The 26,141-nt window shown below is 44.6% G+C and carries 26 protein-coding genes and 1 pseudogene; 22 read left to right on the top strand and 5 right to left on the bottom strand.

The window, feature by feature from the left end; all coding sequences use genetic code 11:
- The 6 genes and pseudogenes from mobP3 to B5Y67_RS25830 form a co-directional block, all read left to right on the top strand.
- Positions 1-2,204, top strand: a 2,204-nt coding sequence (gene mobP3, locus B5Y67_RS07305) for a MobP3 family relaxase (protein WP_088225798.1), incomplete at its 5' end; no start/stop codon positions are given.
- Between the two features lie 18 nt (positions 2,205-2,222).
- A complete protein-coding gene (locus B5Y67_RS26175; RefSeq protein WP_282432764.1) occupies positions 2,223-2,354 on the top strand; it encodes a hypothetical protein in 132 nt (43 codons plus the stop codon).
- Positions 2,355-2,372: 18 nt separating this feature from the next.
- The gene (locus B5Y67_RS07300; protein ID WP_075365539.1) at positions 2,373-3,806 is read left to right on the top strand and encodes a DUF3991 domain-containing protein; all 1,434 of its coding nucleotides are present in this window, start codon (positions 2,373-2,375) and stop codon (positions 3,804-3,806) included.
- A gap of 13 nt (positions 3,807-3,819) precedes the next feature.
- Positions 3,820-5,637 carry a VirD4-like conjugal transfer protein, CD1115 family gene (locus B5Y67_RS07295; protein WP_075365538.1) on the top strand — a complete coding sequence of 606 codons (1,818 nt, stop codon included), beginning with the start codon at positions 3,820-3,822 and terminating at the stop codon, positions 5,635-5,637.
- Positions 5,638-5,648: 11 nt separating this feature from the next.
- Positions 5,649-5,918 (top strand): helix-turn-helix domain-containing protein, encoded by a 270-nt coding sequence (locus B5Y67_RS07290; protein ID WP_075365537.1) that lies wholly within the window; start codon positions 5,649-5,651, stop codon positions 5,916-5,918.
- Positions 5,919-6,202: 284 nt separating this feature from the next.
- A pseudogene (locus B5Y67_RS25830) lies at positions 6,203-6,304 on the top strand ((2Fe-2S)-binding protein); the annotation flags it as partial.
- A 189-nt stretch (positions 6,305-6,493) separates the two neighbouring features.
- Here the strand turns inward: B5Y67_RS25830 and B5Y67_RS07280 are convergent.
- The 4 genes from B5Y67_RS07280 to B5Y67_RS07265 all read right to left on the bottom strand — a co-directional run bounded on the left by B5Y67_RS07280 (position 6,494) and on the right by B5Y67_RS07265 (position 10,371).
- On the bottom strand, positions 6,494-7,954 hold the full coding sequence (locus B5Y67_RS07280; protein WP_075365536.1) for a metallophosphoesterase: 1,461 nt from the start codon (positions 7,952-7,954) through the stop codon (positions 6,494-6,496).
- A gap of 112 nt (positions 7,955-8,066) precedes the next feature.
- Positions 8,067-8,513 (bottom strand): divergent PAP2 family protein, encoded by a 447-nt coding sequence (locus tag B5Y67_RS07275; protein ID WP_170871514.1) that lies wholly within the window; start codon positions 8,511-8,513, stop codon positions 8,067-8,069.
- A 31-nt stretch (positions 8,514-8,544) separates the two neighbouring features.
- Entirely contained in the window at positions 8,545-9,699 is a 1,155-nt protein-coding gene (locus tag B5Y67_RS07270; RefSeq protein ID WP_075365534.1) for an MFS transporter, read from the bottom strand.
- A gap of 51 nt (positions 9,700-9,750) precedes the next feature.
- Entirely contained in the window at positions 9,751-10,371 is a 621-nt protein-coding gene (locus B5Y67_RS07265; protein ID WP_075365533.1) for a phosphatase PAP2 family protein, read from the bottom strand.
- Positions 10,372-10,591: 220 nt separating this feature from the next.
- Here B5Y67_RS07265 and B5Y67_RS07260 point away from each other — a divergent pair, with 220 nt between their 5' ends.
- The 9 genes from B5Y67_RS07260 (at position 10,592) to B5Y67_RS07220 (ending at position 17,176) form a co-directional block, all read left to right on the top strand.
- The gene (locus B5Y67_RS07260; RefSeq protein WP_075365532.1) at positions 10,592-11,245 is read left to right on the top strand and encodes a DedA family protein; all 654 of its coding nucleotides are present in this window, start codon (positions 10,592-10,594) and stop codon (positions 11,243-11,245) included.
- 19 nt (positions 11,246-11,264) lie between these two features.
- Complete coding sequence (locus tag B5Y67_RS07255) at positions 11,265-11,876, top strand: DedA family protein (RefSeq protein WP_083642605.1); 612 nt, start codon at positions 11,265-11,267, stop codon at positions 11,874-11,876.
- A gap of 65 nt (positions 11,877-11,941) precedes the next feature.
- Positions 11,942-12,454, top strand: coding sequence for an RNA polymerase sigma factor (locus tag B5Y67_RS07250; RefSeq protein WP_235838837.1), 513 nt, complete (start codon positions 11,942-11,944; stop codon positions 12,452-12,454).
- Positions 12,455-12,474: 20 nt separating this feature from the next.
- Complete coding sequence (locus B5Y67_RS07245) at positions 12,475-12,975, top strand: zf-HC2 domain-containing protein (protein ID WP_075365530.1); 501 nt, start codon at positions 12,475-12,477, stop codon at positions 12,973-12,975.
- The gene (locus B5Y67_RS07240) at positions 12,972-13,826 is read left to right on the top strand and encodes a hypothetical protein (protein ID WP_075365529.1); all 855 of its coding nucleotides are present in this window, start codon (positions 12,972-12,974) and stop codon (positions 13,824-13,826) included. The genes B5Y67_RS07245 and B5Y67_RS07240 overlap by 4 nt, the downstream gene beginning before the upstream one ends.
- A gap of 22 nt (positions 13,827-13,848) precedes the next feature.
- Positions 13,849-15,123, top strand: a complete 1,275-nt coding sequence (locus B5Y67_RS07235) for a DedA family protein (protein WP_075365528.1) — start codon at positions 13,849-13,851, stop codon at positions 15,121-15,123.
- 136 nt (positions 15,124-15,259) lie between these two features.
- Entirely contained in the window at positions 15,260-16,069 is an 810-nt protein-coding gene (locus tag B5Y67_RS07230) for a glycosyltransferase family 8 protein (RefSeq protein ID WP_075365527.1), read from the top strand.
- A 306-nt stretch (positions 16,070-16,375) separates the two neighbouring features.
- Positions 16,376-16,846 carry a (2Fe-2S)-binding protein gene (locus B5Y67_RS07225; protein WP_075365526.1) on the top strand — a complete coding sequence of 157 codons (471 nt, stop codon included), beginning with the start codon at positions 16,376-16,378 and terminating at the stop codon, positions 16,844-16,846.
- A gap of 3 nt (positions 16,847-16,849) precedes the next feature.
- On the top strand, positions 16,850-17,176 hold the full coding sequence (locus tag B5Y67_RS07220) for a YnfA family protein (RefSeq protein WP_075365525.1): 327 nt from the start codon (positions 16,850-16,852) through the stop codon (positions 17,174-17,176).
- A gap of 69 nt (positions 17,177-17,245) precedes the next feature.
- Here the strand turns inward: B5Y67_RS07220 and B5Y67_RS07215 are convergent, their stop codons facing one another.
- The gene (locus tag B5Y67_RS07215) at positions 17,246-18,667 is read right to left on the bottom strand and encodes a Na+/H+ antiporter NhaC family protein (protein ID WP_075365524.1); all 1,422 of its coding nucleotides are present in this window, start codon (positions 18,665-18,667) and stop codon (positions 17,246-17,248) included.
- A 331-nt stretch (positions 18,668-18,998) separates the two neighbouring features.
- On the opposite strand from B5Y67_RS07215, the gene B5Y67_RS07210 reads away from it, so the two are divergent.
- The 7 genes from B5Y67_RS07210 to B5Y67_RS07180 all read left to right on the top strand — a co-directional run bounded on the left by B5Y67_RS07210 (position 18,999) and on the right by B5Y67_RS07180 (position 25,828).
- The gene (locus tag B5Y67_RS07210; RefSeq protein WP_075365523.1) at positions 18,999-19,379 is read left to right on the top strand and encodes a metalloregulator ArsR/SmtB family transcription factor; all 381 of its coding nucleotides are present in this window, start codon (positions 18,999-19,001) and stop codon (positions 19,377-19,379) included.
- A 59-nt stretch (positions 19,380-19,438) separates the two neighbouring features.
- Positions 19,439-21,871 (top strand): heavy metal translocating P-type ATPase, encoded by a 2,433-nt coding sequence (locus B5Y67_RS07205; RefSeq protein ID WP_075365522.1) that lies wholly within the window; start codon positions 19,439-19,441, stop codon positions 21,869-21,871.
- Between the two features lie 212 nt (positions 21,872-22,083).
- Positions 22,084-22,431, top strand: coding sequence for a zinc ribbon domain-containing protein (locus tag B5Y67_RS07200; protein ID WP_170932620.1), 348 nt, complete (start codon positions 22,084-22,086; stop codon positions 22,429-22,431).
- 247 nt (positions 22,432-22,678) lie between these two features.
- A complete protein-coding gene (locus B5Y67_RS07195; RefSeq protein WP_075365520.1) occupies positions 22,679-23,188 on the top strand; it encodes a hypothetical protein in 510 nt (169 codons plus the stop codon).
- 49 nt (positions 23,189-23,237) lie between these two features.
- Positions 23,238-23,939, top strand: coding sequence for a response regulator transcription factor (locus B5Y67_RS07190; protein ID WP_075365519.1), 702 nt, complete (start codon positions 23,238-23,240; stop codon positions 23,937-23,939).
- A 20-nt stretch (positions 23,940-23,959) separates the two neighbouring features.
- The gene (locus tag B5Y67_RS07185) at positions 23,960-25,342 is read left to right on the top strand and encodes an ATP-binding protein (RefSeq protein ID WP_170871513.1); all 1,383 of its coding nucleotides are present in this window, start codon (positions 23,960-23,962) and stop codon (positions 25,340-25,342) included.
- Between the two features lie 123 nt (positions 25,343-25,465).
- Positions 25,466-25,828: a YckD family protein gene (locus B5Y67_RS07180; protein WP_235838833.1), complete on the top strand. Its 363-nt coding sequence runs from the start codon at positions 25,466-25,468 to the stop codon at positions 25,826-25,828.
- Positions 25,829-26,141: the final 313 nt, after the last annotated feature.

Here is a 26,141-nt window from a genome sequence, read left to right as displayed (position 1 = left end):
GTAATGTGTGGACGCCCATCATTTCTCTGCGGCGGGAGGACGCCGCCCGATTGGGATATGACAATGCCGCTGCGTGGATGGCACTCATCCGCAAACAGCGGAATATCTTTGCCGAGCAGATGAAGATCGCTCCGGAAAACCTGCGCTGGTATGCAGCCTTTCATAACGAAGGGCATCATCCTCACTGTCATATGCTGGTTTACTCGGTGAATCCACGTGAGGGGTATGTCACCAAGCCAGCCTTAGAAAAGATGCGGAGTAGTCTGGCAAAGGAAATCTTTCAGCAGGATCTCATTCAGATATATTCCGAGCAGACCGCACAGAGAAATACGCTTGCCGAACAGAGCCGTGAAGCCCTGAAAGAAATCATCGGCAGAATGAGCGGTGTGTGTGAAAGCGGTATCATTGAAAGTCTGCTCTCACATCTGGCAGAGCGTCTCAGGCACACATCCGGGAAAAAGCAATACGGCTATCTCAAGTCGCCCTTGAAAGCAGTCGTGGATCAGATTGTGGATGAACTGGCGAAGGATGTGCGGGTAGCGGAAGCCTATGCAAAATGGCAGGAGCTTCGCAACGAAGTGCTGCGCACATATAAGGATAAGCTCCCTGATCCCCTTCCTCTCTCTCAGCAAAAAGAGTTTAAGCACATTAGAAATATGGTGATCGCGGAAACCGTGAATATCGGCGGTCATCATTTCACCTTCGAGGGCGATGAGTTAGCAGAGGATTTACAAGAAGTAGTAGAATACGAACCCCTGTTGTTGGAGGATGAATATCTGCCGGTCATGGATGAAGCGCCGGATAACGATGAGGCTGATAACATCAATCCGCATATCGAATGGAGTGATCGCTACTGGAGGGCTCGTGCCTTCCTTTACGGCAGCGATGAAATGGAGCCTGACTTTGAGCAGGCCCTCCGTTTGTTTTTGGAGGAAGCCGAATGCGGCAACGCTCTCGCCATGCATGACCTCGGCAGGATGTACGCTGACGGGCTTGGCGTCAGTATGGACGCAGATATCGCATTTACTTGGTACGATAAAGCCTTCACCGCATTCATGGACATTGAGGCAAACAAGAAAAGCCAGTATGTGGAATACCGCATCGGTAAAATGCATACGGCGGGGCTTGGCACAGATCAGGTCTATGAGGAAGCGGCCGGATGGTTTGAAATGGCGGCTTCACGAAATTACAAGTATGCCCAATATTCTCTTGCCGGTTTGTACTACCGGGGGCAGGGCGTAGAGCAGGACTACGAAATGGCATTCCGGCTCTACAGTAAATCTGCAGCAAAGCGTGTTCCGTATGCCTGTTACGAGCTGGCGAAGATGTATCGGGACGGTATCGGTACGGAGAAGGGTGCCGAAGAAGCGGAGCTGAATTTTGAAGAAGCCTTTTACGGCTTTAAGCGACTGGAAGAAAAAAGCCATGACGATAAGCTCCAATACCGCCTCGGGCAGATGATCTACACCGGAACCGGAACAGAAAAGGATGTGGAAGCGGCCATCGGATATTTTGAAAAGGCTGCCCGGCTCGGTAACGTCCATGCACAGTACATGCTGGGTAAGATTTACCTCGATTCGGACAGTGGTCACAAAAATTCGGAGGAGGCTGTCCTGTGGCTGACTAAGGCTTCGGATAGCGGTAACAGCATGGCACAGTATACCTTGGGCAAGCTCTACCGTGACGGAAGTCATGTGGAGAAGGATTCGGTGAAAGCGGTAGAGCTGTTCACGAAAGCAGCAGAGCAGAACAATTCATTCGCTCAGTATCAGCTCGGTAAGCTCTATCTGATAGGAGAGGGTATTCAAAAGGATGTGAAAACAGCTGTCGAATGGCTGACTGCATCTGCTGAGCAAGGCAATCAATATGCGCAATATGCTCTCGGCAAGCTGTTTCTTATTGGAGAAGAAGTCCCCAGTGACCGGGAAGCCGCAGTGCGCTGGTTCACCTTGTCTGCTGAACAGGGTAATGTCTATGCGCGGTATTTCCTCGACCATATGAACTTTTTAAGCAAACCCTTTCTGACTCTTGCAGTTACAAGGCTCCTGCACCACTTGAGCCGGATTTTTCGGGACGAGCAGAAAAGGCTTTCCGGCGCTCCAGGCATGCAGACAGACAGCAAGCTCCGACGTAAGATACGCGAAAAGAAAATTGCCCAAGGTCATGCTCCGGACGATCATGAGCTCAGGCATACAACCTATTAATGCAAAGGGAGGGTTTCCATGCAAAAGCCTCAACCAAAATATCAACAGAAAAAAGAACCGCTTCCCAGCAAACTCAATACGGCGTCTCTCAAACCATCCGCTCATCGGCGGGTGGCTTTTTTTCGCCGGTGCGGTAAGCGTAAACACTGACTAAGGAGGTTCTATGGTATGGCATATATTCATTTTACAGACGAGCAAAAGCGGCAGGCAAACTCTGTCGACCTGGTTGATTTCCTTCATCGTCAAGGAGAGCAGCTTGTGCGCTCAGGCCGAGAGTGGCGCTGGAAGCGTCATGACAGCGTTACTGTGCGCGGCAATCAGTGGTTTCGCCACAGCCGGAAGGAAGGCGGTCACGCTATTGATTTTGTTCAGCAGTTTTATGACATGAGCTTTCCTGAAGCTGTGAGCTATCTGCTCGGAGAGGACTCCGGCGTGGAGTGGAATCAGACGGTCAAGAGTGCCCCTGCTCCACGCAAGGAGTTCGCTCTTCCGGAGGCTAATCCTGACATGCGCCGGGTATTCGCATATCTGATAAAGCAAAGGTTCATAGACCGTGAGGTGCTGTCTCACTTCGCTCATGAAAAGCTGATATACGAAGACAAGGAATATCACAATGCGGTATTTGTTGGGCTGGATGAAAAAGGCGTCCCCCGCCATGCTCATAAGCGCGGAACATACACCCAGGGCGAACCCTACAAAGGAAACGCGGAGGGCAGCGATCCGAAATACAGCTTTCACTGGATTGGAGAGAGCGACACTCTTTATGTGTTCGAGGCGCCGGTGGATATGCTGTCCTTCACCACACTGCATCAGGATGGATGGAAACGGCACAGCTATGTCACATTGGACGGAGTATCGGAACACGCCTTGCTTCGTCAGCTGGAGCTGAATCCTCATCTGAAAAGCATCGTGCTGTGCTTGGATCATGACGAGGCAGGCATTGAAGCTGTCGGTCGCCTGAAGGATATCCTGTCGGGAAAGTGCTATGCGGATTTTTCCGTAATGCAGCCGCAGTACAAGGACTGGAATGAGGATCTTAAAGCCAGAAACGGCGTCAGTCCCATCCCGGCGCGGGAACATCCGAAGCTGGAGCTTCTGCCGAAGGTTGTTGGTGAGCTGCACGATTTGTGCAAAGCCCTTGCAACACATAAAGATATTGACGCCTTCCTCGTGGAGTGCGCCGAGGTGGTAGAGCCGCTTCTTGCCTCCGGCAAAACAGCAGCACTGAATACGGAAGCTGTTCGTGAATGCCTGCAGTGCATGGCGGCTGGCTCGCTTGCTGCCATGCAAAGGCAGCTCCGCCAGATAGAACAGCCTGTGACAATAGAGCAGCTTATTCAAAAGCTGCAGGACAGCTACCGTCCCCATGGGGATAGGGGCTGGCTGCGTACCAAAGCTGAACAGCTGCGCCAGGATGTTTCGGATATCAGCCGTCAGCTTCAGGCATCGGGTATCCGCACACTGGAGGATATGAATAAGCTCCTGACCTCCTATCAACGCCTTGCGCTGGACTGCGTCAAAATCATGATGTTTGTTGAGCAGGAGCTGCCGTCGATGCTTCCGGTGCAGGAGCAAGCAGTAAATTTTTCTATGACCATGTAAAGGAGGGATCGAATTGAAGACATCCCAAATCATAATCTTAACTGCTGCCGGCCTGACCATGTTTGGCGTTATCGGTTTGTTATCTCTCATAGCGCATTACTACACTTTAAACGGCATCAAGTCCAAAACAGTCGGCGACGGTCAGCACGGTACAGCTCGCTGGGCAACAAAACGGGAGATAAAAAAGACATATACCGAGGTTCCCTACGAGCCGGAGAAGTGGCGAAAGGGCGAAAGCCTTCCGAAAGCGCAGGGACTGATAGTCGGTTGGAGGAAGGCATCGCTGTTTGACAATACCGCTCCGAACGGATATGCGCTGGTGGACGATGACGATATCCACTGCTTGATGATCGGAGCCGCAGGTGTTGGCAAGACCGCTAACTTTCTTTATCCGAATCTGGAATACGCCTGTGCCTGCGGCATGAGCTTTGTGACCACCGACACCAAGGGCGACCTCTACCGCAATTATGCCGGGATCGCAAAAGACAAATACGGATACGATGTTGCTGTCATTGACCTGAGAAACCCCACCCGCTCGGACGGAAACAATCTGCTCCATCTGGTCAACCGGTATATGGACGCATATCTTAATAATCCTCAGAACCTTGCGTTTAAAGCCAGAGCGGAGAAATATGCCAAGATCACCGCCAAGACCATCATCTCCTCCGGTGGCTTCGATACAGCGATGGCTGGACAAAACGCCTTCTTCTATGACGCGGCGGAAGGGCTGCTGACTTCCGTGATTCTGCTTATTGCGGAATACTGTGAGCCGAGGCAGAGGCACATCGTGTCGGTATTCAAGCTCATACAGGATCTGCTGGCGCCCAGCGGCGTCAAGGGTAGGACTTTGTTTCAGCTGCTTCTTGCTCATCTGCCGGATGAGCACAAGACCAAGTGGTTCGCCGGGGCGGCACTCAATTCGGCGGAGCAGGCCATGCAGAGTGTCCTCTCAACTGCCCTATCCAGATTGAACGCTTTCCTGGATTCCGAGCTGGAGCAAATTCTATGCTTTGACACGGCAATCGATGCGGAAAGGTTCTGCACCAAAAAAAGCGCAATCTTCCTGGTGATGCCGGAAGAAGATAACACAAAGTATTTCATCATCAGCCTGATCGTACAGCAGCTCTATCGCGAGATCCTGTCGGTGGCCGACGAGCATGGCGGCAAGCTCCCCAATCGTGTAATGATGTTCCTCGACGAGATCGGTACCATCCCTAAAATTGAGTCGGCAGAGATGATGTTTTCCGCTTCCCGCTCCCGACGCGTGTCTATCGTTGCCATCATACAGAGCTTTGCACAGCTGGAGAAAAACTATGGCCGAGAGGGTTCGGCCATCATTATAGACAACTGTCAGGATACTGTGTTCGGCGGTTTTGCTCCCAACAGTGAATCGGCACAGATTTTGTCAAAAGCCATGGGCAGCAAGACCGTCATGAGCGGTTCGATCAGCCGGGGTAAAAACGACCCGTCGCAGAGTCTGCAGATGATCGAGCGGCCATTGATGACTCCCGACGAGTTAAAGTCCATGCCAAAGGGCCATTTTATCGTTACCAAGACCGGAGAATACCCAATGCGCACCTGGCTGAAGCTATTCACGGAATGGGGCATTACCTTCGGCAAGCCTTATGAGATTGCCGAACAATCAGCCAGAGAAGTGGAGTATGCCGACAGGCGCAGAGTGGAGGAAGAAATCATCCGCCGTCACTCTGCCTGTGTGGATGTGCCGGAGGAAGATGAAGCTGAAGCTGCCGCATCAAGAGGATTACTCCATACGCCGAATCAGGAGCCGGAAGCGCCGACCAGGACAAAAGCACCTGTTCGGATTGAATAGGAGGTGAAGCTGTGGGTTACTTTTCTTCTCTTTATTCCTCGGAGCTTCCGCATCGCGCGAGGGCTGTATTTATGTACTTACATGACCGCGCAGATAAGGAAGGCAAATGCTACCCAGCGATTGGTACCATCGCCAAGGAACTGAAGCTGTCCCGAAGCACCGTGAAACGCGCCATAGCTGACCTTGAAAAAAGCGGCCGTCTGCGTAAGGAGCAAAGGTGGCGCGAGAACGGCGGCAAGAGCAGCAATCTGTATTATTTAGCGCAACCTAATTCCAGCTAATTGGTTAAAAAAATGACCTTCCCCGCCAAGGGGAAGGTCAGCCCTATCAATGGACTATGGAAGGGTTCATGATGAACTGAGAAGGCGAACCTATCACTCTAAGAATATATAACGCCAGAAAAAGAACATGAACAATATCATATACACACCAGTGAATTTTATATATGTAAAACAGGAGTATGTTATGACCACGCAGGATATTGCTAGGCACGAGATGATTTGATGTATAAATACGGCTTTCCAGAGGCATGTCATTATAACCGCTTTCTATACAGGCTTTACAGCATGTAGCAGTAGCACAATGTTGCTCTACCTTAGACGATATAAAGAGACATACAGGGGCCAATACTGGATGTGAATGCCTCACGAAAAACCCTGCCGGTGGCTGATGTTCATCCGTAGTGCAATCGGTGATTGCCAAAGGTATGGCTATGAGAAATAGTTTTTTGGGTTTATAAGTATCATCAGTAAAATGCCGGTCGAGGTTAAGATGACTTTAACTGGCTTTATTAAAGCGTACAAGTTTAAAGCTTTGGTCGAACTCATTTTTCCGAGAGTTCAATTTTTTAAGGACACTAACTTTTTCGAACGATTTCTTTATATTTGAGGATGGAAAGTTTGGCAACCTCATAAAACCAAAGCCCTAACCGTTTGAGATATGACCACCATCCTTGGCGGAATATCCAGAGTATCCAGCCAATAATTAAAGCTAGAAAAACAGCGATGGCTAAAACTAAAGTTGTATATTCCTTATAAATAGAGCTAGCAAACATCTGCCCTGCGGCTAAATATCTATCGACGATCTGATTCGGTGGGGATGGTAATTGTACAATCTCAAGGTAATTTTCCCAATTAGTAATATGAACACGAATGTAATGATAATAGCTTCCCTCCGTAAGAAGTTCGGCACCTGCTCCTCCAGTAATGATATATCTTACGTTATTTTTAACAAAACTGAAAAAGCTGTGGATGTGAGATAAGAAAACAGTATCTACCTTATATTTAGTCATAAGATTTTCAAATCTCGCAGCTTCTTGTTTATCATGGAAGGCATGGTCGATATTGCTGGTACCACTAAGCTTATTCATTTCATTTTGCAATAAGCTGTTCTTTTGTGATTGAGCTAATTCAGGATATGTATTGGGGGTCAGATTAGCTCTGGGGTCAGTAGGAGGAATATGGGAAACAACAAAGATGCGTTTCCCTTGAGCTTTTTGTAGGTCAGCTTCCAGCCACTTATACTCTTCTTCAGGAATAGCTGTCTTCTCTGTCCAACCTCTTGAACTGTCCAGGAAGATAAAATGATTGTTTAAATAGTCGAAAGAATAGTAGGGAGGCCCGAAAAGCTCCGTATATATCTTACGGCCATTTTCCCGGATGTCATGATTTCCCAAAGTGGTGTAAAGCGGAACTTGAAGCTTGGAAACGGTCTCATAAAAAAGCCTATATCTGTTCGGTTCTCCTCCGTACACGAGATCACCGTTGTCAACGACAAAGGCAGGGTTAATTCCGTTAACTTGGCTAATGATTTGAGCAAACGTGCCATAACCGTTTCTATTATCTCCCAACATCACGACTTCCGGATTCTCGCTGGGTTTTAAAGTGAATTGAATAGCCTTAATTTGGTTTGCCTTTAAGTCAACCGTAAATGAAATCGTGTGCGGGTCAATAACCTTAAGATTAGCGATTCCGTCACTGGTAGTGATTTTGGATGGACTTATGTTTTCCAACCTTAGCCTATATGATTTCTCAGTCGTGCTTTTGAGGGTTATTACCGGCGTTGGAGAAAGAGAATGAAGCAGTAAACTCTCTTGATTACTGTTTTCTGCTATTTTTCCTTTTGCAAATCCGCCTTGAATGCTTACAGTATTTCCGTTCAAGTCATAGGAGGAAATCGAAGTGTAAGGGTCAAAAGATAACGGCAGGGGCACAAAACCTTGTTGGATCTTGAAATTCTTGTAGCTATGTAAGATAAAGGCGCTTGTAACCAGCAATCCTACAACAAGCAAAATTAGAACCAACCCTTTTTTCCGCATCTACCTCAACCTTTCGATCCATCGTTGAACTGGCTGTTTCTTAAATGGATACCTAAAATATTATACCTCATTTACCTAGTATAACCAATGTAGGAAAAATTACCTATTATACTCAGCGAACAATGAATAATCCGACGACAATTCCGACAACTATTCCACCCAGAACTTCAATCGGAGAATGCCCAATGACCTCTTTGAGGCGTGTCGGCTTAATAAAAATTTCCGTGCTTAATTTTCTATTTAGAGTCTCAATAGTTGCCGTTAATTCATTAAGGACTATCGCATGTTGCCCTGCTTGCCTACGTACACCTGCCGCATCATAAATCACAATCATACTAACCGATGTTGTAATAGCAAAATAGGGATTATTCCAACCGTATTTAAGCAGCGTTGCTGTGGTTAAGCCAATCATAAGGGCTGTATGGGAGCTAGGCATTCCTCCCGGTTTTAAGGCAGCCCGCCAATTCCACGAACGATGAACCCAGTAGTATACCGGGATTTTCAGGATTTGAGCGGCTATTGTAGAAAGCAAAGCTGATAATAGAAGTGGGTTATGCAAGCACAAATTACCTCCTGCGATTAGGTATTCTTTATTTAGAACCTGTCTTTTTATCTTTAAATATAAACAATAGACCTATAACAGCTAATAACCCCATCCCGGCTCCAAAATAAAACGGGGCTTGGGCACCAAATTTGTCCCAAAGGATTCCGGCAATAAAGGAAGCTGGAAGGAGAGCAACTCCAACTAAAGCTGCATGCATACCGATTACCGTACCTCTTAAGGCCGAGGGTGCAATATCGGACAGGAGGGCTTTTTCCACGCCATCTGTGAAGGCGGAATATAGACCGTAAACAATAAATAACAGCCATAAGCTTGAAGTGTGTGTAACCCGAGCGAATCCGAAATAGACGGCAGCGTAAATAAAATAACCCGTCACCAAAACACGTTTCCTACCAATCAAATCCGATAATTTTCCGGCAGGTAAAGATACCAAAGCATAGCTAATATTGAAGGCCAAATAAAGGAGTAAAACATTAGGAGTTGAAAGGCCCAATTTGCTTGCTCTTAAGAGCAGGAATTGGTTAGACGAATTACCAAGTGCAAAAATAAAAGCCAATACTAAAAACTGCTTTAACTTTGTGTCCAGTTTTGACCAGGCAAAAGAAAATTCTTTCTTTACAGATTTATCCCTACTTGGCCTTTTAACAAAGAGAAGGGCTATTATTCCCAATAGGGCCGGTATCGTCGAAAACCAGAAAATACGCTTAAAATCGGTAATGTTTCCTCTAATTAGTATATAAGCTATAATTACCCCGATAACCGCTCCCATAGTATCCATGGCCCGGTGCAGACCAAAAGCATGACCACGGGTGCTTTTTTGCGTTGAGTCGGCAATAAGAGCATCACGAGGGGCGGTGCGTATTCCTTTGCCGAAACGGTCGATAATCCGGGAAAACAATACCCCTCCCCAAGACCCGGCCAAAACGAGGATTAACTTACCTAACAAGGAACCACTATAACCTGTGATTGTGAGTTCCTTTTTCTTTTGCGTTTTATCGGCTAAGTATCCGGAAAAAACTTTAAGTAAGCTGGCTAAACTTTCAGCTATCCCTTCAATGATGCCAATAATAGCCGGACTTGCTCCTAACGCAGTAGAGAGGAATATTGGGAGTAAGGGATAAACCATTTCACTGCTTATGTCTGTTAACAAGCTGACAATGCCAAAAAGCATTACGTTAAACATAAAACGCACACTCCTCAATATCCAACCGACTGAGTACTCAACACCTGTTTATTACTTTGCGTATTTTTTGATGACTAACTTTGAAGTCTCCTTTGAGTATTTCCCATAATGGAATAGCCGCAGCCCTAGGTTTGTCAAAGGCTTAAATAAGGGGTTAATCAGCCATACAATTTTAGCACTGACGAAACCTATGATAACACTTGCAAGTACATCAGTTGGCCAATGCACTCCTGTATAAACACGGGCAAATGCTACGAGAACAGCTAAAATTGTAAAGCTCCATCTGACCCAAAATGAAGCTTTCTTCCAGGACCCTGCAGCAAAACCAAAGCTTCCTGAGGTGTGGTCACTGGGAAATGACGTATCAAACGAATGGGGAATGAGCTGGGTAAATGTCCCTTTCGGAAGAGTCACAAAGGGTCGTGGACGGAAGAAGAACTGCCCGATAATAGCGTTAAAGACTAATGCCAGTACACCCGAAAATCCGGCCACAACCATTGCATGACGCTTATCGGAATCGGATTTGGGTAAGGTAAACCAAGCCAATAAAAACAACACCGCATATAACTCTAGAGCATATTGGGCAAAGAATGCCATTAGTTTGTCGAGCACGGGATGATGCCCAGCCCATTGATTGATGAAATGGTACCCAAAAAGATCAAATGAATTCATTCTGTCCTTTCCTCCTGTCCTTTTTCAAAAAGTAACAAAAACTGTTTCTCCCAAAAACAATACTCAATTATTAGGACGAGAGAATGTTGGTAAAAGTTCGACCGTTTAAAAAATATTAACAAACGGGAAATATTTTATAAACCCATGAACTTTTACTCCAAGTACGTCGTCTTTATGTTTAGAGAGTTTAATATGGAAGCACCTTAAGGAGGAAATATTGATGGATTTCATTAAAACGCTAGTTGATCTTTTTCTTCACCTAGATAAGAATTTAGAATTGGTAATTCAAGGTTATGGCATGTGGACATATCTAATTCTCTTTATCCTTGTTTTTCTCGAAACAGGATTGGTCGTTACTCCATTTCTACCGGGGGACTCACTCCTTTTTGTTGCCGGTGCATTCTCCGCCAGCGGTTCGTTAAATGTAGTCTTGCTCTTTATTACGCTTGGCATCGCTGCTATCCTAGGAGATACAGCCAACTATCAAATTGGTCATTTTGTCGGTCCCAAAGTATTTACCAAAAGTAATACTCGCCTTTTTAAAAAGGAACATTTAGAGCGAACTCAACTGTTTTATGAAAAACATGGGGGCAAAACGATAATTATCGCGAGGTTTATTCCGGTAATCCGTACGTTTGCTCCTTTTGTAGCCGGAATAGGGGAGATGACTTACCTGCGCTTCCTGTCGTATAACCTCATTGGAGGAATCGCTTGGGTGACGATCTTGCTCTTTGGTGGTTATCTGTTTGGTAACCTGCCGATAGTCAGAAACAATTTCACCACAGTAATCCTGGCTATAATTTTCATCTCGATTTTACCTGGAATTCTTAATTTCCTAAAAGCAAAACAACATTTGATATTAAAGCGTTATTAATATGGTAAAGGTATAGAAGATGGACGATATACAAGGTCTGTTGCTTCGTGTTGTTTTTGAATACCGGTATTTTGCGCTTCTTCTGCTGCTTTCTTTGGGAATGATTGGGCTACCTGTGCCGGATGAATTTGTGATGGCATTTAGCGGTTTCCAAGTTAGCCTTGGGCGCATGGGTTTCAGCAAAACACTACTTATAGCAGCTCTCGGCAGTTTTATTGGTACGAATCTAAGCTATTGGATCGGTAGACGGGTAGGAAAGCCTTTATTAGACCGCATTGCCCCATATCTGCACCTTACAGAAAACAAACTATCCGGGGTAGAGGCTTGGTTCAGGCGGTTTGGCAGTAAAATGGTTGTCGTAGGATACTTTTTTCCGGGTTTGCGCCATTTAATAGCTTACTTTGGGGGAATAAGTAAGATAAACTACATGCGGTATGCAACATTCTCCGGAGTGGGTGCCATCCTCTGGACCGCTACCTTTATTACGATGGGAATGTTTTTGGGTATATACTGGGAGAGTACCGTAACGAAGATCAGGCATCTGCTTATTCCTGGGGGCATATTTTTGGGTGCAGTTCTCATTCTTGTTTATATTCATAACGTGAAAAACCGATCTTCCTTGAAAAAATAATTACAAGTTGATACCTGGAAAAGCATTACAAGATTTTTAAGGAAAGGAGGGGGGCAAATGCTGTGATGGAGATAGATCTTAGACTTATTGAGCAAGCTCAGGCGGGGGACCAAAAGGCTTTTACACAACTCGTCTTGAATTATAGTGGTTACGTTTACCGTACGGCATTTGCCTTTCTTCACAATGAGTCAGAGGCAGAAGACGCTTCTCAGGAAATCTTCTTAAAAGTTTATCGATCAATCCATCGACTTAATGATATCCATGCGTTTCCGGCTTGGTTGAAAAAAGTCATTACTACGGTCTGCTTGGACCGGATGAAAGGTAAACAACTAGATCTCGTTCCTGACAGTAACATTGAATCTGTTTCGACCACTACACCTGACCATTGGGATCGCCAGATTGAACTCCGGGAAGCTCTCGGTAAGCTTAGCCAGGAGGAACGGGAAATAGTTGTTCTTTATGATTGGCAAGGTTATAGCTACCAGGAAATTGCCACACTCTTAGAAATTCCGCTGGGAACGGTCAAATCACGGCTCCATACCGCTAGAATGCATTTAAGAACAATACTTTCAGATTAGGCCAAGGAGGAGGGACCATTATGGAGTGCCTGCAATGTATGGAACGGCTATCAGAATATCTTGACGGGGAACTGGATGCTAACAAATACCGAGATATAGAAGTGCATTTACAGTGTTGTCCTGATTGCCGTAAGGTTATGGACGACTTAGCGGCTCTAAGCAAAGAAATTAACCTGAGTATCGCCAGCATCCCAATTCCTACTAATTTAACGGTACGGATTTTTTCCGCTATTGAGAAGGAGCAGCATAATACTGCTAAAGACATATGGCTGACAAGCATTCTCTTGGCAGTTTTCGCCAGCCCAGTTTTACTCATTTTCTCGCGCACTTTCTCCAGTGTGTTCCACTTAGTTTATGCCACAGGGTCTGCTTTCTGGCGCTCACTCATGACCCTTGTTACGCTTTTTTCTCCTTGGGTTACGGTGACAATGGGAATTATATCCTTATTTCTGATGGTCATGGGCCTTTATATTATTAAAACGCTATTGACCAAATTTGAAGTTAACGAGGTGGTCCTATGAAGCCACAGGTGAAACTTAGTATACTTTTAGTCATAGCCTTGCTTCTTCTTTCCCCCGGTCAAGCGCTAGCCGATGAATTATCAGCTCAATTTGGCGGGAACCCCTTGGTGGTCCCGGTTGGACATTCAGTGGAATCCGTCTTTGCCCTGAGTACGGATGCCCATATTGCAGGATCGGTCAGAGAGGTCGTTTTAGTGATCAATGGTGATGTTTATCTTGAGCCGACGGCTCAGACTGATCTGGTGATTGATTTAGGCGGGCAGGTTTTTAACCCCGCAAATGTAACCGTGAAAACCGGCGTTTTCCGCTTAAGTTTGACCCCGCAGTTTGTTAATCAATTATTTATTGGGTTAGCTATGATTTTAGGTCTATGGCTGGCCAGATTAATTATCAGTGTTTTCGGTATCGTATTACTTACCGGTTTAGGTTTTGTTCTGCGTAAACGTTTGCAACAAGGAGAAAATCTGCTATCGACCTCTTTTTTACGCCTGTTTGCAATCGGTCTAGCAGCATCGTTGATGATAACTGGTTTAATGATTCTGCTTTCTTTGACAGTAGTTGGTATTCCCTTGGCTATTTTGATTTTCATTGTAGGAATAGCAGCCATTTTCTTAGGAATCCTACCAGTTATGGAGTACATCGGAAAAGAAACCCTATCTCCACGTTTACTGGAATATCCGGCCTTAAGCAAATGGTTTATCTTAGCCCTACTTTTGGTTTCGGTTTCTAATCTTCCTCTTATCGGCGTAATTGTTCTTCTTGGTGTAGCTTTCACAGGTTTAGGAGTAGCCTTAACCACTTTCTGGATGTATCTCAAAGAGCGTAAGCGTCGAACGCCAAACATTAAATAACATCCGACCGAAAGGAGATTCTATGACCACAGCACATCTTATTGCCTATGTCACCCAATATGGATATTTGGGCTTATATGTAATTTTGGGAATATCCATTTTAGGACTGCCCATTCCCGATGAGACTTTAATGGTATTCATCGGTTACATGACTTTCGAAGGAAAACTTAACCCTTTTTTAGCTGTCTTAGCAGCAGCAAGTGGAAGCATAAGCGGGATTACCATTGCCTATTTATTGGGAAGATTTTTCGAGCAAAAGGTATTGACCCATCTGGAAAAACATGCGGGAAGCGCTCGTCTGGGGAAAGTAATTAATTGGTATCAACGGCATGGCGGGAAATTATTAACGATTGGATACTTCATCCCAGGAGTCCGCCACTTATCGGGTTACATTGCCGGAATGAGCCGTTTAAGGTACAGAAGTTTCGCCTTCTTTGCTTATCTCGGAGCAATTATATGGGTTACTCTATGGGTTATTCTAGGACGGTTATTAGGGAGCCGTTGGGAAGCTATTCTCCCAATCATTCACCGGTATGCCTTGATTTTGGGAGTAACGGCAGCAGTACTGCTTCTGGCTATCTATCTATTCTATAAAAATCATGAACGATTGGGGCCTTGGCTGTATAGTCAATTGCAGCGATTGCCAGAACGCTACATGTCCCTGGGCAAGCGGCGTCTTTTCGTGACTGTTGCCGGGTTGCTCTTTTTGACACTGTTTATTGTCTTAATGGGCTTAATCCAAGATTTTGTGGCCCAGGAAGTTGGCCAATTTGACGGCCTTGTGGTTGATTGGTTAGCAGGTTCTACACCTCTTTTCCTTGTTTTGCTAATGCAAAAGATTAATGCCATAGGGACTCAACTGTTTATTCTGGTTGTTTTTGTAATCGCTGTGGTGATACTCCGGCTCTCGACAAAACACTGGACACATGTACTTCCTCTGGCCCTTGCTTGGGTTGGTGGTACTCTCATCGATTACCTGTTTCGTTTCATTTTTAAAGGCTATAGCTTAAGTATTTTTGAAAATCTCACACCATTTCAGGCCCCAAGCCAGGGATTTCTCCTCGCGGCTCTAGCCTTTTACGCTGTGCTTGGTTATCTTTTGGGGCGACACAGAACTTGGATTACTCAACTTCTAATTGTCATTGCCGACTTTTTCCTCTTGCTTTTCTTAGCTTTAAGCCCGGTTTATCTGCGAATTCATCCCCCGAGCACCATGGTTATGAGCTTGACAGTGAGTGGACTTTTGGCTTTAATGTGTCTTTTTGTATACGAATTTGGTCAATATTCCAATGAATAATCTCAATCGTTTATACTGACGTGCTTTTAAGTGGAACAAACTATTATCTGAAAATGCATAATTACTGTATTAGAATGGAGACAATTATCGGAGGAAAAGTTATGGGGATTTTTTAACACTACGGGGAGGGCAGCAGATGAATGTTCTCGTGACCTTAAATTCTAACTACTTAAAACAGTTGGCAGTTATGCTTACATCCTTAATACAGTCGAACCCAGGGATACACTTCATCGTTTATATCGCCCATACCTCAATGACCGGTCGGGATTTTGAGTTTATTAACCAACACGTAGATACCTTAAACTGTACAATTGCGGAAATTAAAATACCAAATGATTTGCTCAGTGATGCGCCGATTACCAGGCGATATCCCAAAGAAATGTACTACCGTATCTTCGCTGCCCAGTTTCTACCTAAGAAACTGGATCGCATTCTATATCTCGATCCCGACGTAGTGGCAATCAATTCTCTTAATGAACTTTATAACATTGATTTTCAGGAAAATCTTTTTGCCGCTGCGACTGATGTTTATGAACCTCTCGAAAGGCTCAATAGGGTTCGTCTCAAAATGCCAAAGAACAGCACATATGTGAACTCAGGTGTCATGATGCTGAATTTGTCCCTGCTGCGGGAGCAGCAAAATATTGACGAGGTCTTTGATTATATTCAAGAGTATAAGAATCGTTTGATTTTCCCAGACCAAGATGTTATTAATGGTCTGTACGGTGGCCGAACAATTATCGTTGATCCTAAGGTCTACAATCTTAGTGAACGTTATTTTATTATCCATAACCTCCACCCTAAAAACAGGGAATGTAAAATAGATTTAGATTGGATTCGTCGAAACACAGTGATTATTCACTATTGCGGAAAGAATAAGCCATGGAAGGATAACTATAAGGGTGAACTGGGTGCCTTCTATCAAAGTTTTCAACAGTATTTATAAGTTAACCCTCGGGTAAACATTTAGCCCGAGGGTTTTTCGCTCTATACGGCTAGCCGTCAATTTGTCAAGAGTTTTCAAAACCGACATTTTAACAGTCTCGCTGTGTTTTCTGTCGAGACACTTTACGACATTGTGCAGGGTCCGGGCACGTTGGCGTTACTTCATTGTAAATTTATTTTTTGGGTAATATGTTTGCCTGGAACCGGCATGTGGAGCCGTAGGTTATTATTCTAATGAGGCTCTAAAACTCACGCCTACCAGATGTGATATAATAAATACAATTATTTGGGAAGATGGTGAGAAAAAATGGAGGGCTGTTGTGCTATTCAAATTGAACCAATAAAATTTGACTTTGGGTATAGTTGCCCGGAGTGCGGCGATAAGGGCAGACCGATGAAAATAATTACTTTAAAAAGCCTGTTAGTGCCAAGTGCATTAGCCAAACTAGAACCTTCAGTTTCTTACAAAATGTGTACCAACAAAGCATGTTCCGTTGTTTATTTTAGCGAAAAACAGGATGTATTTGAAACGAAAGACATGAAAGTTGAAGTATACACAAAAAGTGATGACGAAGACTGCCCAGTTTGTTACTGTTTCGGATGGACTAAGAAAAGAGTGATACAAGAATTTGAGGAAACGGGCAGAACTACTGCCTTAGAGGAGATAATCGTACATACAAAGGCAGGTCGTTGTGGCTGTGAGGTAAATAACCCAGAGGGTTCTTGTTGCATCGGTAACATAAAACGCCTTTTAGAGTCAATTACTAAGGAGGGTTAATTCGTGTTTAACGCAATTATACTATTTATTCTCGCTGGTTTAGCCGAAATAGGGGGAGGTTACTTAATCTGGCTTTGGCTGAGGGAAGCAAAGCCATTTTGGTATGGGATTCTAGGAGGACTAATCCTCATTCTTTACGGCGTCATACCCACCTTGCAGAAATTCCCGAACTTTGGCAGAGTTTATGCAGCCTATGGAGGAGTTTTCGTTTTTCTTGCAGTCTTATGGGGCTGGGGAATTGATAAGAAAGTACCTGATACATACGATTGGATAGGAACTGCTATTTGTTTAGTTGGTGTGTCGATAATGTTGTGGGCACCACGCCATTGAAGACCATCCCCATCCACATTGATAGGTAACAATTCCTTGTTACCGTGAGTTATCCGTACTTTGGCTATATTATCCTAACAAAGCTTGAGTAACTATAAAAAGTATAGTCGAAAGTCCGATTACCACTAAAGCATAAGGTAAAGTGGTCTGAACGTGATCGATAATGCTCACTTCAGTAACAGAAGCTGTTAAAACCGGGGTCTCGCCAAGAGGGGAGACGTTGTCTCCTACAGAACCTCCGGCTAACACTGCACCTACAATGAGAGGAATATTTGCCCCGGAGCTTATGGCCAGTTGTAGACCAATCGGCATGATTAAAGACCATGTAGCCCACGAGGATCCAATGAAGTAAGAAGTAAAAGTGCCGACAAGAAATACAATCGCCGGGATGAAGAGTTTTGGGACTGTTGTTCCTACTGTACGTGAGATAAATTCAATAAATCCCAAATCTTGAGTAGCACTGGATAGAGACCAACTCAAAATGAGAATGACGATTGGAGGAAGGAGTTCTGTTCCACCGGCTAAAAAGAAACTTTCGATCTCAGACAGCGGAACTTTTTGCAGGACATATAAAAGAGTCGTCAAAAGAAGCGTTACCAAAGTTGCGATAAAAATAGATTTTTCAACTTGGGCGTTTATAAGCGCTTCGAGGAAGCTTCTTCCTTTGCCTTGTCCGGTGTACCAAAAAAGAAAAATAATCAGGCTGATTAAAAGGACTAAAGGGATGAAGAGATTGCTTGCTCTCGGGGGAAACTTCTGCTCAAATTCTGATTCTTCGTGGGCTTCATGACTATTATGAACTCCGTCCGCTAATTTTCCATCTCCTTTGAAGCGCCAGCGACCAAATCCAAGCCCAAGGAAGATTATTAAAAAACTGATGATAATCATGCCTATGGAAAAAAAGTTATATGGAATACTTTTAAGATAGAGTGTATAGGGTGAGCCAGATATTCCGGCCTTTTTTATGGCTGAGGCAATAACGCCAAGAATATAACCGACATAGGTGGTTGCTACGGGGATTAAAACAATGAGTTGAGAGGAAGTCACGTTAATTACTAAAGCAAGCTTTTCTTTGGACCCGTTAGCTTTTTCAATCAGAGGATTAGAGACGGTTCCTGTTGCGATGACGTGGAAACAACAGTCCAAAAAAGTAACAGGGGTAACAGCCCAGACGGAGAGGAGGGCACCTCTCTCATTTTTCACCCAACGACTTGCCAGAGAAGAAAAACCTTTAATCCCGCCTGCAACTTTAAAGATTTCAGTAAGTGCACCTAATAAAAAGAGAAACAAGATGATGTAAGCGTTTTCAGGGCTTGAAAATGCTGCTATGATGTAGTCGGATGTTTTGAATATACCTGAAAATAGGTTGCCCGTAACCAGGATTCCTCCGGCTATGAGCCCAAGTGAAAGAGAAGGGATGATCCGTTTAGTTAGGATAGCGGTTCCTAACGTTATTAAGGCAGGAATAATTGATAACCAATTTCCATTCATTTTAACCTCCATTTAGCCCCACCGGTGCGGCACAAACGTGATTGTGTTTGTGCGCCGGGGGGCTTTTATTTGCTGTTAGTTTTTTCTTTAGAAGATTTCCTATTTATGCATAGATATAGTGTCAGTTTGAATCGACATTTTATACGGTTTTCGTATCTTGGATGGAGAAAAAGTTCAAGCATTAACAAGCATTACATAAAAAAGAAATATTTAACCTTTATTCCTTTATGCAAATCTTAAAGTTGGAGAAGGAAAAAATGTTGTCAAGAATAATCTTATTTGATATACTACATATGAACAAATATTCATATATAAAATTGAGGTGGAACTTATGGAAGTAGAAAATCCTAAAGACATAGAGCAAAACCCAGTTTGCGAAGTGCAATGTGTTCACTCTGATCTAATCAGAACTTACGTCAATCAGATTATAACTTCTGCTCAAGCCAATCATCTCGCCGATCTCTTCAAAACCCTGGGGGATTCGACAAGAATCCGAATTATGGATGCCCTATCCAAAGCCGAGTTCTGCGTCTGTGACTTAGCGGAACTGTTAGATATGAGCCAATCGGCAATCTCTCATCAGCTTCGAGTTCTGCGGAATAGTAACTTAGTTAAGTACCGTCGCGAAGGCAAAATGGTTTATTATTCTTTAGATGACGACCATGTGTTAAGACTTTATAGCCAAGGATTAGAGCATATCAATGAAAAGTAATGATTAGAAGTTGGTCAAAGATAGAAATGTTTACAACAAATGTTTGGAGGAAAAAGAAAATGTCAGATATAAACCAAGCTGAAGAACGTGTAAAATATCGAATTGAAGGCGAGTTCTGTGTTAATTGCGCGGCTAAAATGGAAAGGACATTGAGTGCAACCGCTGGAATCGGGGAAACCGTGATTAATTATGCCGCGAAGACAGTCTTTCTTCCCCCTTCCGCTGAAGAACAGGCCCAAGAAATCATGGAAAAGATTGAGCCTGGGGTAAAGCTTGTTCGGGTGGAAGCAAAGAAACAGTTAGCAGGGTCTGATGGGCGGGTTAAATACTGCATCGAGGGCGAGTTCTGTGCAAATTGTTCTGCAAAGATGGAGAGGGCTTTGAGTGAAACGGATGGGATTGGACCCACCAGTATCAATTACGCCGCGAAAACCGTATTTTTGCCACCTGGTATGGTCCAAGAAGCCCAGCGTATTATGGAAAACATCGAACACGGAGTAAAACTGGTAGCCGTGGAAAACCAAAGAGACAAGAGCAGCAACCAGCAACCTGAGAAGTCTCTGCTTGGCGGAAAGCTAACGGGCATTATCATTGCCGGCATCCTTTTGGCTATTGGCTTGCTTTTCGGTTCTAAGTGGCATGGCACCTCATTAGAACCGATTGAGTACGTTGTTTACCTGTCGGCTTATGTGTTGGTCGGTTATGAAGTGCTGAGCACGGCTTTTAGAAATATTCTCAGAGGTTCGGTGTTTGATGAAAACTTCTTGATGGCTATTGCAACAATTGGCGCTATCACGATTCACCAGTTATCCGAAGCCGTTGGCGTTATGTTGTTTTATTCTGTCGGTGAATATATTCAGGCGCGGGCAATTGACCGTTCCCGCCGTTCCATTCAAGATTTAATGGATATCAGGCCGGATTATGCGAACCTGATTAACCAGTTGGATGTGGTCAAGGTCGATCCGGAAGATGTGGAAATTGGCCAACATATCATGGTGCGCCCTGGTGAAAAAGTTCCGCTGGACGGAGAAATTCTGAACGGCAGTTCATTCCTTGATACTTCCGCCTTGACTGGAGAATCGGTACCCCGGCGAGTTAATACCGGAGATACGGTTTTGGCGGGTACAATCAATCAATCTGGTGTCCTTACTGTCCGTGTTACCCGTAAGTTTGCCGAATCCTCTGTACAAAAGATATTAGACCTGGTCGAAAACGCCGGTACCCGTAAAGCGAACACCGAAAAATTTATTACGACATTTGCCAGATACTATACTCCTTTGGTCGTAATCGTGGCGTTAGCGATTGCTTTCTTACCTCCGTTATTTTTTGGCGGGGCATTAAAAGTATGGCTGTACCGTGCCTTAACCATTTTGGTAATATCCTGCCCTTGTGCCCTGGTAGTTTCTATTCCTTTAGGATATTTCGGGGGTATTGGCGGCGCTTCCAAGCATGGGATTTTGGTTAAAGGAGCGAACTTCCTAGAAGCGTTGACCAAAGTACGCACCGTAGTTTTTGACAAGACAGGCACCTTGACACAAGGGGTATTTCAGGTCGTGAAAATTAATCCGGCGCATGGTTTTACTGAGAACGAACTTTTGGAGATTGCTGCAACCGCAGAGATTCACTCCAGCCACCCTATCGCCAAGTCGATTCGGGATAAATTCGGCAAGGACATCGATTCTGGAGTAATTGAGGGTTATCAAGAAATAAGCGGCAAAGGGATACAAGTGCGCCTGCGTGGGCAAGAAGTTCTGGTTGGCAAGGCCGTGTTACTCGAACAGGCAGGGGTAGATGTTCTAACCGAGGCTGATAATAGAGCTGGTACGACGGTTCACCTCGCTGTCAACGGCAGGTACGCGGGATATTTACTGATATCAGATAAACCGAAAGCCGGTGCCCAAGCGACAGTTCAAGCTCTAAACAAGTCCGGGGTAAGAACAGTAATGTTAACTGGTGACCATCAGTCCGTAGCTAAAGCCGTTTCTGAGGAATTAGGTGTTGCGGAGTATCACGCTGACTTGTTGCCAGAAGATAAAGTAACTTGGTTGGAGAAACTTATTGAGGAATCAAAGGGACAAGGTGAAGGCAAGGTAGTCTTTGTAGGCGACGGTATAAACGATGCGCCGGTCTTGACACAGGCCGATATCGGGGTAGCTATGGGAGGTTTAGGTTCGGATGCCGCGATTGAAGCTGCCGATGTCGTACTCATGGAGGATCAACCTGAAAAACTGTTAAGCGCTATAAGCATTGCCCGCTACACAAAAGCGATTATTTGGCAAAATATCGTTATTGCTATGGTTATTAAGTTTGGATTTATAATCCTGGGGGCTTTCGGTGTGGCAAATATGTGGGAGGCAGTTTTTGCCGATGTAGGTGTGGCTTTACTGGCTATCCTCAATGCAACCAGGGTCAGAACCTATTTGGCACCTCAAACGGGCAATGTTAGTGAGAAAAAAATAATCAATGTTTTGAGTGGAAGTTCAGCTAAGTAAGCGGCTCAAAGGCGACCAAACAAGGAGCGGTCAGCAACCTTTACTAGGGAAGGGGGGTATTTTCACGGTGACGTGTCTTCATTTTTAGGCAACTCATATGTACTTTTGGACGCAGTGGATAACCATAATATATGAGCTGAAATTTGTAAGGCGAAAGTCAAAAAATGCAAGAATTAGCGAGAAAATCTTAATTTATTGAGGGAGGAAATAAATTGGGCTTTGATCATTTGTTGGAGGGACTTTTCCGCCGTCAGGGTGGACATCACGGTGGACATCACGGTGGACATCACGGTGGACATCACGGTGGTCATCACGACTCACACCATAAAAGAGAGGATCGGTACAACCACTATTCTAATGATAGCTTGAACGTTGGTGAAGAAGGTTATAATACATTAGCCAAATATTGCCCGAACTGTGGTAGTCCGGGCAAGCCCGAAGCGCTTTTCTGTATCCAGTGTGGAACGGCAATGGGAAGGGAAAGGCGCTGTGTCAAGTGCCAAAGCGCTGTACCGGTCGGAGCAAAGTTTTGCTCCAATTGTGGTATTCAGCAAGAGTAAAGTTATTTGTAGTAATACAAAAGTAACTTGTCGATAAAGAAAATAATTGACAAAGGTGTTTACTGAAAAAATCACCTTTGTCTTTTTTCTGAAATAACTAGCTTGCATGTCTTACCGGTATTGTCTGATTTTCTTATGTAACAAAAATGTTAGAATCCTCATGCAGCCACAACTTTAGCTTAGGGGTATAATAGGTGTTAGAAAACAGTCAAGAATAATTGCATTTTAGTCTAGGAGTTGAGAATTTGTGAGAAAACTAAAAAATGTGCTTGTTATCTGCGGCCTTGCCGTATTTGCGGTTGTTGGTATTTCCATTGTAAGGGCTATTGCCGCACCGGCCCCATGGGAACAATCTTGGCCAGCCAACACAGCACAGGATCAGGCTTTGACATCGAAAAAATCCCCGGCTGCTCTCGTATCTTCGACACCAGCACCATCAAACTCTCCTGGTTCTGAACCCGCCTCGACTTCACCTGCTTCAGTTTCTCCATCTACTCCGTCTCAGTCAATCACTCCAGTTAAGCCAGATGTTTCTTCAACTGCTCCTCCTGCTACAACTAATCAGGCTGCCTCTATTCAGTCGGTTTCTCCTAAAGTGGTAACACCAACACCGGGTACGGCTACCCCAGGGAACCCGAGCGGTCCGGGTTATTGGTGCAGACCGATGGGTCCAGACTTTCGCCCGTCCTATAGTTGGTATCCTGCAAATGGTATGAGCGGCGGGAACAGTGGGTCTGGAACTTACTGGCACGATTAATCTGAGCGGAGTTGTTTTTAACCAGACCTGGACGAGTGGGGGAACTCATATGCGGAATAACGTGTTGATCGCGGACGATGACGAACGAATTCGGGAAATTGTGAGGCTCTATTTGGAGGCAGACGGTTTTGTAGTATCTGAAGCCGCTGATGGAAAACAGGTACTCGATTTGGTTCGTAACCATTCCATTGACTTAATTCTTTTAGATTTATTGATGCCGGAAATTGACGGGTGGACCGTCTGTAAGATAATTAGGAAGGAAACACAGATCCCCATCATTATGTTAACTGCTAAAGGTGAGGAAAACGATCGGGTATTGGGCTTTGACTTAGGGGCGGATGATTACGTTGTGAAGCCGTTTAGTGCCCGTGAGTTGGCAGCCCGGGTTAAAGCTGTTCTACGGCGGCTTGATGTTGAACAATCCTCTGAACATACGATTACTTATCAGGGACTAAGGATTGACCGAATCAGGAGAGAAGTAGAAGTAAACGGTACAAGTGTACAACTAACAACCAAGGAGTTTGAACTGTTGCTCTGTCTGGTGCAAGACCCTGGTCGCATCTACAGCAGGGATCAACTGCTAAATCTTGTATGGGAGTACGATTACTGCGGTGATTCCCGTACAGTGGATACTCATGTTAACCGGCTGCGGTCTAAGCTGGACGAACAAGCTGGTTCCAGTGATTTTATTCAAACAGTTAGAGGGGTGGGGTACAAATTCGAGTTAAATGGTCGCTCCGTAAAAGTCTAATCACGAAACTGTGGTTGGCGATGGTTTTTTTGGTTTTAGGGGTATTTTTGGTATCCGTAGCCATTCAGGCCCGCCAAATTCGTTTAGATATTTATGACCAGCAAGCCCGTTTTTTTATCTATGAGGCGGAAGAGGTCGTAACGATCTTTAATAGTCGCCAATCAACTGACGATACATCATTTAAAGACAGATTGGCTGTTCTTAGTAATTTTCTCAATGCCGACATTTTGGTTATTGATGCCAACGGCAACAAATTATACGAAGGAAATACCTGTGAGATTCAATCTACATTGTTCGATCAATCCGATTTTCAGAAAAAAGTATTAGGCGGCAGCAACGTAGTCTTTGCGGGAAAGGTCAACGGTTTTAATCAGGATGTTTTTCTGGCTGCAGTCCCGATGGTCAAAGATGGCAAAACTACGGGAGCTGTGGTGATTTGTAGTCCGCTCACCTCAATCAGTCAACATATCAACAGCATGCTATTAATTACTCTCAGCGGTGCATTGCTCGGTATTGCCTTGGCCACGGTAATCAGTGTATTTATTTCGCGGAAATTAGTACGGCCACTAGTAAAAATGGAGGAAAACGTCCAGCATATCGCTGCCGGTGAATTTGGACGTGAAATACATGTTGAGTCAGAGGATGAAGTAGGACGCTTAGCAAGCAGTTTCAACAGCATGTCTAAACAATTGGGCCAGAAAATCCAAGCTATCGGACAGCTAAGCAAGCAGCGACAGGAATTACTGTCCGACGTTTCGCACGAACTCCGTACTCCACTAACAGTTATCAAGGGATATTCCGAAGCGATTCTGGATGGGCTAGTCCACTCTGAGGAGCAACAGAAATTATACTTACAAAATATATCAGATGAATCAGCCCGTTTGAAGCGTTTAGTAGACGATTGGCTAGAGCTGCAAACTATGGATACGGACAAAGCCTTTGTCAACATGGAATACGTTGTCTTGAACAAATTAGTTAGTGTCTCGGTGGAACGACTTAAACCACTCGCTGCTGACAAAGGAATAAATATCGATATTCTTGTACCCGAAAATACAATTACGGTGTGGGGGCATATCGACCGCTTGAAACAAGTCCTCACAAACCTGCTCGATAATGCCTTAAATCATTCCGGTGGTAAGGTTATTGTTGAATTGGGGGTCAAGGATGCTCAAGCCTATATAGCCATTAAAGATGATGGACCCGGAATTCCTCCGGAAGAGTTGGATAATATCTGGGAGCGTTTTTATAAAGTGGACAAGTCCAGATCCCGGCGTGGGACCGGAACTGGGTTGGGGCTGTCAATTGTCAAGCAGATTGTGGAGAAGCATGGCGGGAAGGTTTCGGCTGACAGCCGATTGGGGTTGGGGTCAATTTTTACAGTTTACCTACCGCTGGCTGAATGAGTGCCATATATAAAAGTGCTATTATCGGTGCTCTCAATGTTACAAAAATGTTAAAATCCCGTCACCAATCTGTAAAATTCTTCATGTAAACTGTAGCTAACAAATATAAAGGGGGCACTTCTTATGAAAAGGAAAAAATTCATTCTAATTCTTGCGTCTGTCTTTATCCTAGCTATGGTTGCAGTTCCTACATATGCTGCAGTAACAGATCAGCAGAAAACAGAAATTGATGCTTTGAACAAGCAGATCGCAGAGTTGCAGAAACAGATCGTTGATAAATACGCTGAGGCTGGAGAAATTACTAAGGCTCAAGCGGATTCAACTAAGGCTAACATCGACCTCTCAGAGCAGTATAGGCAACAATATGCCCAGCAGTTTGGTTCTGCAGCGCCTGCTCAAGGTTATGGCCCAGGTTTAGGATATGGACCGGGCTACTACGGAGGCTGGGGAGCAAATGCTGGTGGTTATTACGGTGGTTGCTGGTAAAGAATATATATCTCGTTGGAAAAAACGGCTCATTAGAGCCGTTTTTGTGTGTCAGGCAGTTTTATCTGCAAAGGTTAATGTCCTCGTGCCGTAACAACACGGAAGCATTAGCCAAGGAGACAAGGCTTATTCGTGAGGAGGGTTTCTGAGGGGTTTGAAGGAAGAAAAAACAAAGAGAATAGGCTATAAAAAGTAGATATGTCAGCAAACTTAAATGAAGCAATTAAGCTTCTCATGATAACAGTTTACTGAATTAAGCATTAGCGAATGATTGGTTAAACTACTGATTGATAGACGGTGATAAATTTACAGG

This window comes from Desulfosporosinus sp. FKB (genome assembly GCF_002196705.1).
Taxonomy (GTDB): Bacteria; Bacillota; Desulfitobacteriia; order Desulfitobacteriales; family Desulfitobacteriaceae; genus Desulfosporosinus.
Note: the sequence above shows the minus strand (reverse complement) of the source record. Positions and strands in the feature narration are given on the sequence as shown.

Bases quoted from the DNA above. Each gene is read 5' to 3' on its own strand.
- B5Y67_RS07260 (WP_075365532.1), top strand. From the start codon at position 10,592: ATGGATTTCATTAAAACGCTAGTTGATCTTTTTCTTCACCTAGATAAG.
- B5Y67_RS07215 (WP_075365524.1), bottom strand. From the start codon at position 18,667: ATGAATGGAAATTGGTTATCAATTATTCCTGCCTTAATAACGTTAGGA.
- B5Y67_RS07245 (WP_075365530.1), top strand. From the start codon at position 12,475: ATGGAGTGCCTGCAATGTATGGAACGGCTATCAGAATATCTTGACGGG.
- B5Y67_RS07270 (WP_075365534.1), bottom strand. From the start codon at position 9,699: ATGTTTAACGTAATGCTTTTTGGCATTGTCAGCTTGTTAACAGACATA.
- B5Y67_RS26175 (WP_282432764.1), top strand. From the start codon at position 2,223: ATGCAAAAGCCTCAACCAAAATATCAACAGAAAAAAGAACCGCTTCCC.
- B5Y67_RS07240 (WP_075365529.1), top strand. From the start codon at position 12,972: ATGAAGCCACAGGTGAAACTTAGTATACTTTTAGTCATAGCCTTGCTT.
- B5Y67_RS07250 (WP_235838837.1), top strand. From the start codon at position 11,942: ATGGAGATAGATCTTAGACTTATTGAGCAAGCTCAGGCGGGGGACCAA.
- B5Y67_RS07225 (WP_075365526.1), top strand. From the start codon at position 16,376: ATGGAGGGCTGTTGTGCTATTCAAATTGAACCAATAAAATTTGACTTT.
- B5Y67_RS07300 (WP_075365539.1), top strand. From the start codon at position 2,373: ATGGCATATATTCATTTTACAGACGAGCAAAAGCGGCAGGCAAACTCT.
- B5Y67_RS07205 (WP_075365522.1), top strand. From the start codon at position 19,439: ATGTCAGATATAAACCAAGCTGAAGAACGTGTAAAATATCGAATTGAA.
- B5Y67_RS07180 (WP_235838833.1), top strand. From the start codon at position 25,466: ATGAAAAGGAAAAAATTCATTCTAATTCTTGCGTCTGTCTTTATCCTA.
- B5Y67_RS07265 (WP_075365533.1), bottom strand. From the start codon at position 10,371: ATGAATTCATTTGATCTTTTTGGGTACCATTTCATCAATCAATGGGCT.
- B5Y67_RS07280 (WP_075365536.1), bottom strand. From the start codon at position 7,954: ATGCGGAAAAAAGGGTTGGTTCTAATTTTGCTTGTTGTAGGATTGCTG.
- B5Y67_RS07235 (WP_075365528.1), top strand. From the start codon at position 13,849: ATGACCACAGCACATCTTATTGCCTATGTCACCCAATATGGATATTTG.
- B5Y67_RS07210 (WP_075365523.1), top strand. From the start codon at position 18,999: ATGGAAGTAGAAAATCCTAAAGACATAGAGCAAAACCCAGTTTGCGAA.
- B5Y67_RS07255 (WP_083642605.1), top strand. From the start codon at position 11,265: ATGGACGATATACAAGGTCTGTTGCTTCGTGTTGTTTTTGAATACCGG.
- B5Y67_RS07230 (WP_075365527.1), top strand. From the start codon at position 15,260: ATGAATGTTCTCGTGACCTTAAATTCTAACTACTTAAAACAGTTGGCA.
- B5Y67_RS07190 (WP_075365519.1), top strand. From the start codon at position 23,238: ATGCGGAATAACGTGTTGATCGCGGACGATGACGAACGAATTCGGGAA.
- B5Y67_RS07185 (WP_170871513.1), top strand. From the start codon at position 23,960: ATGGTTTTTTTGGTTTTAGGGGTATTTTTGGTATCCGTAGCCATTCAG.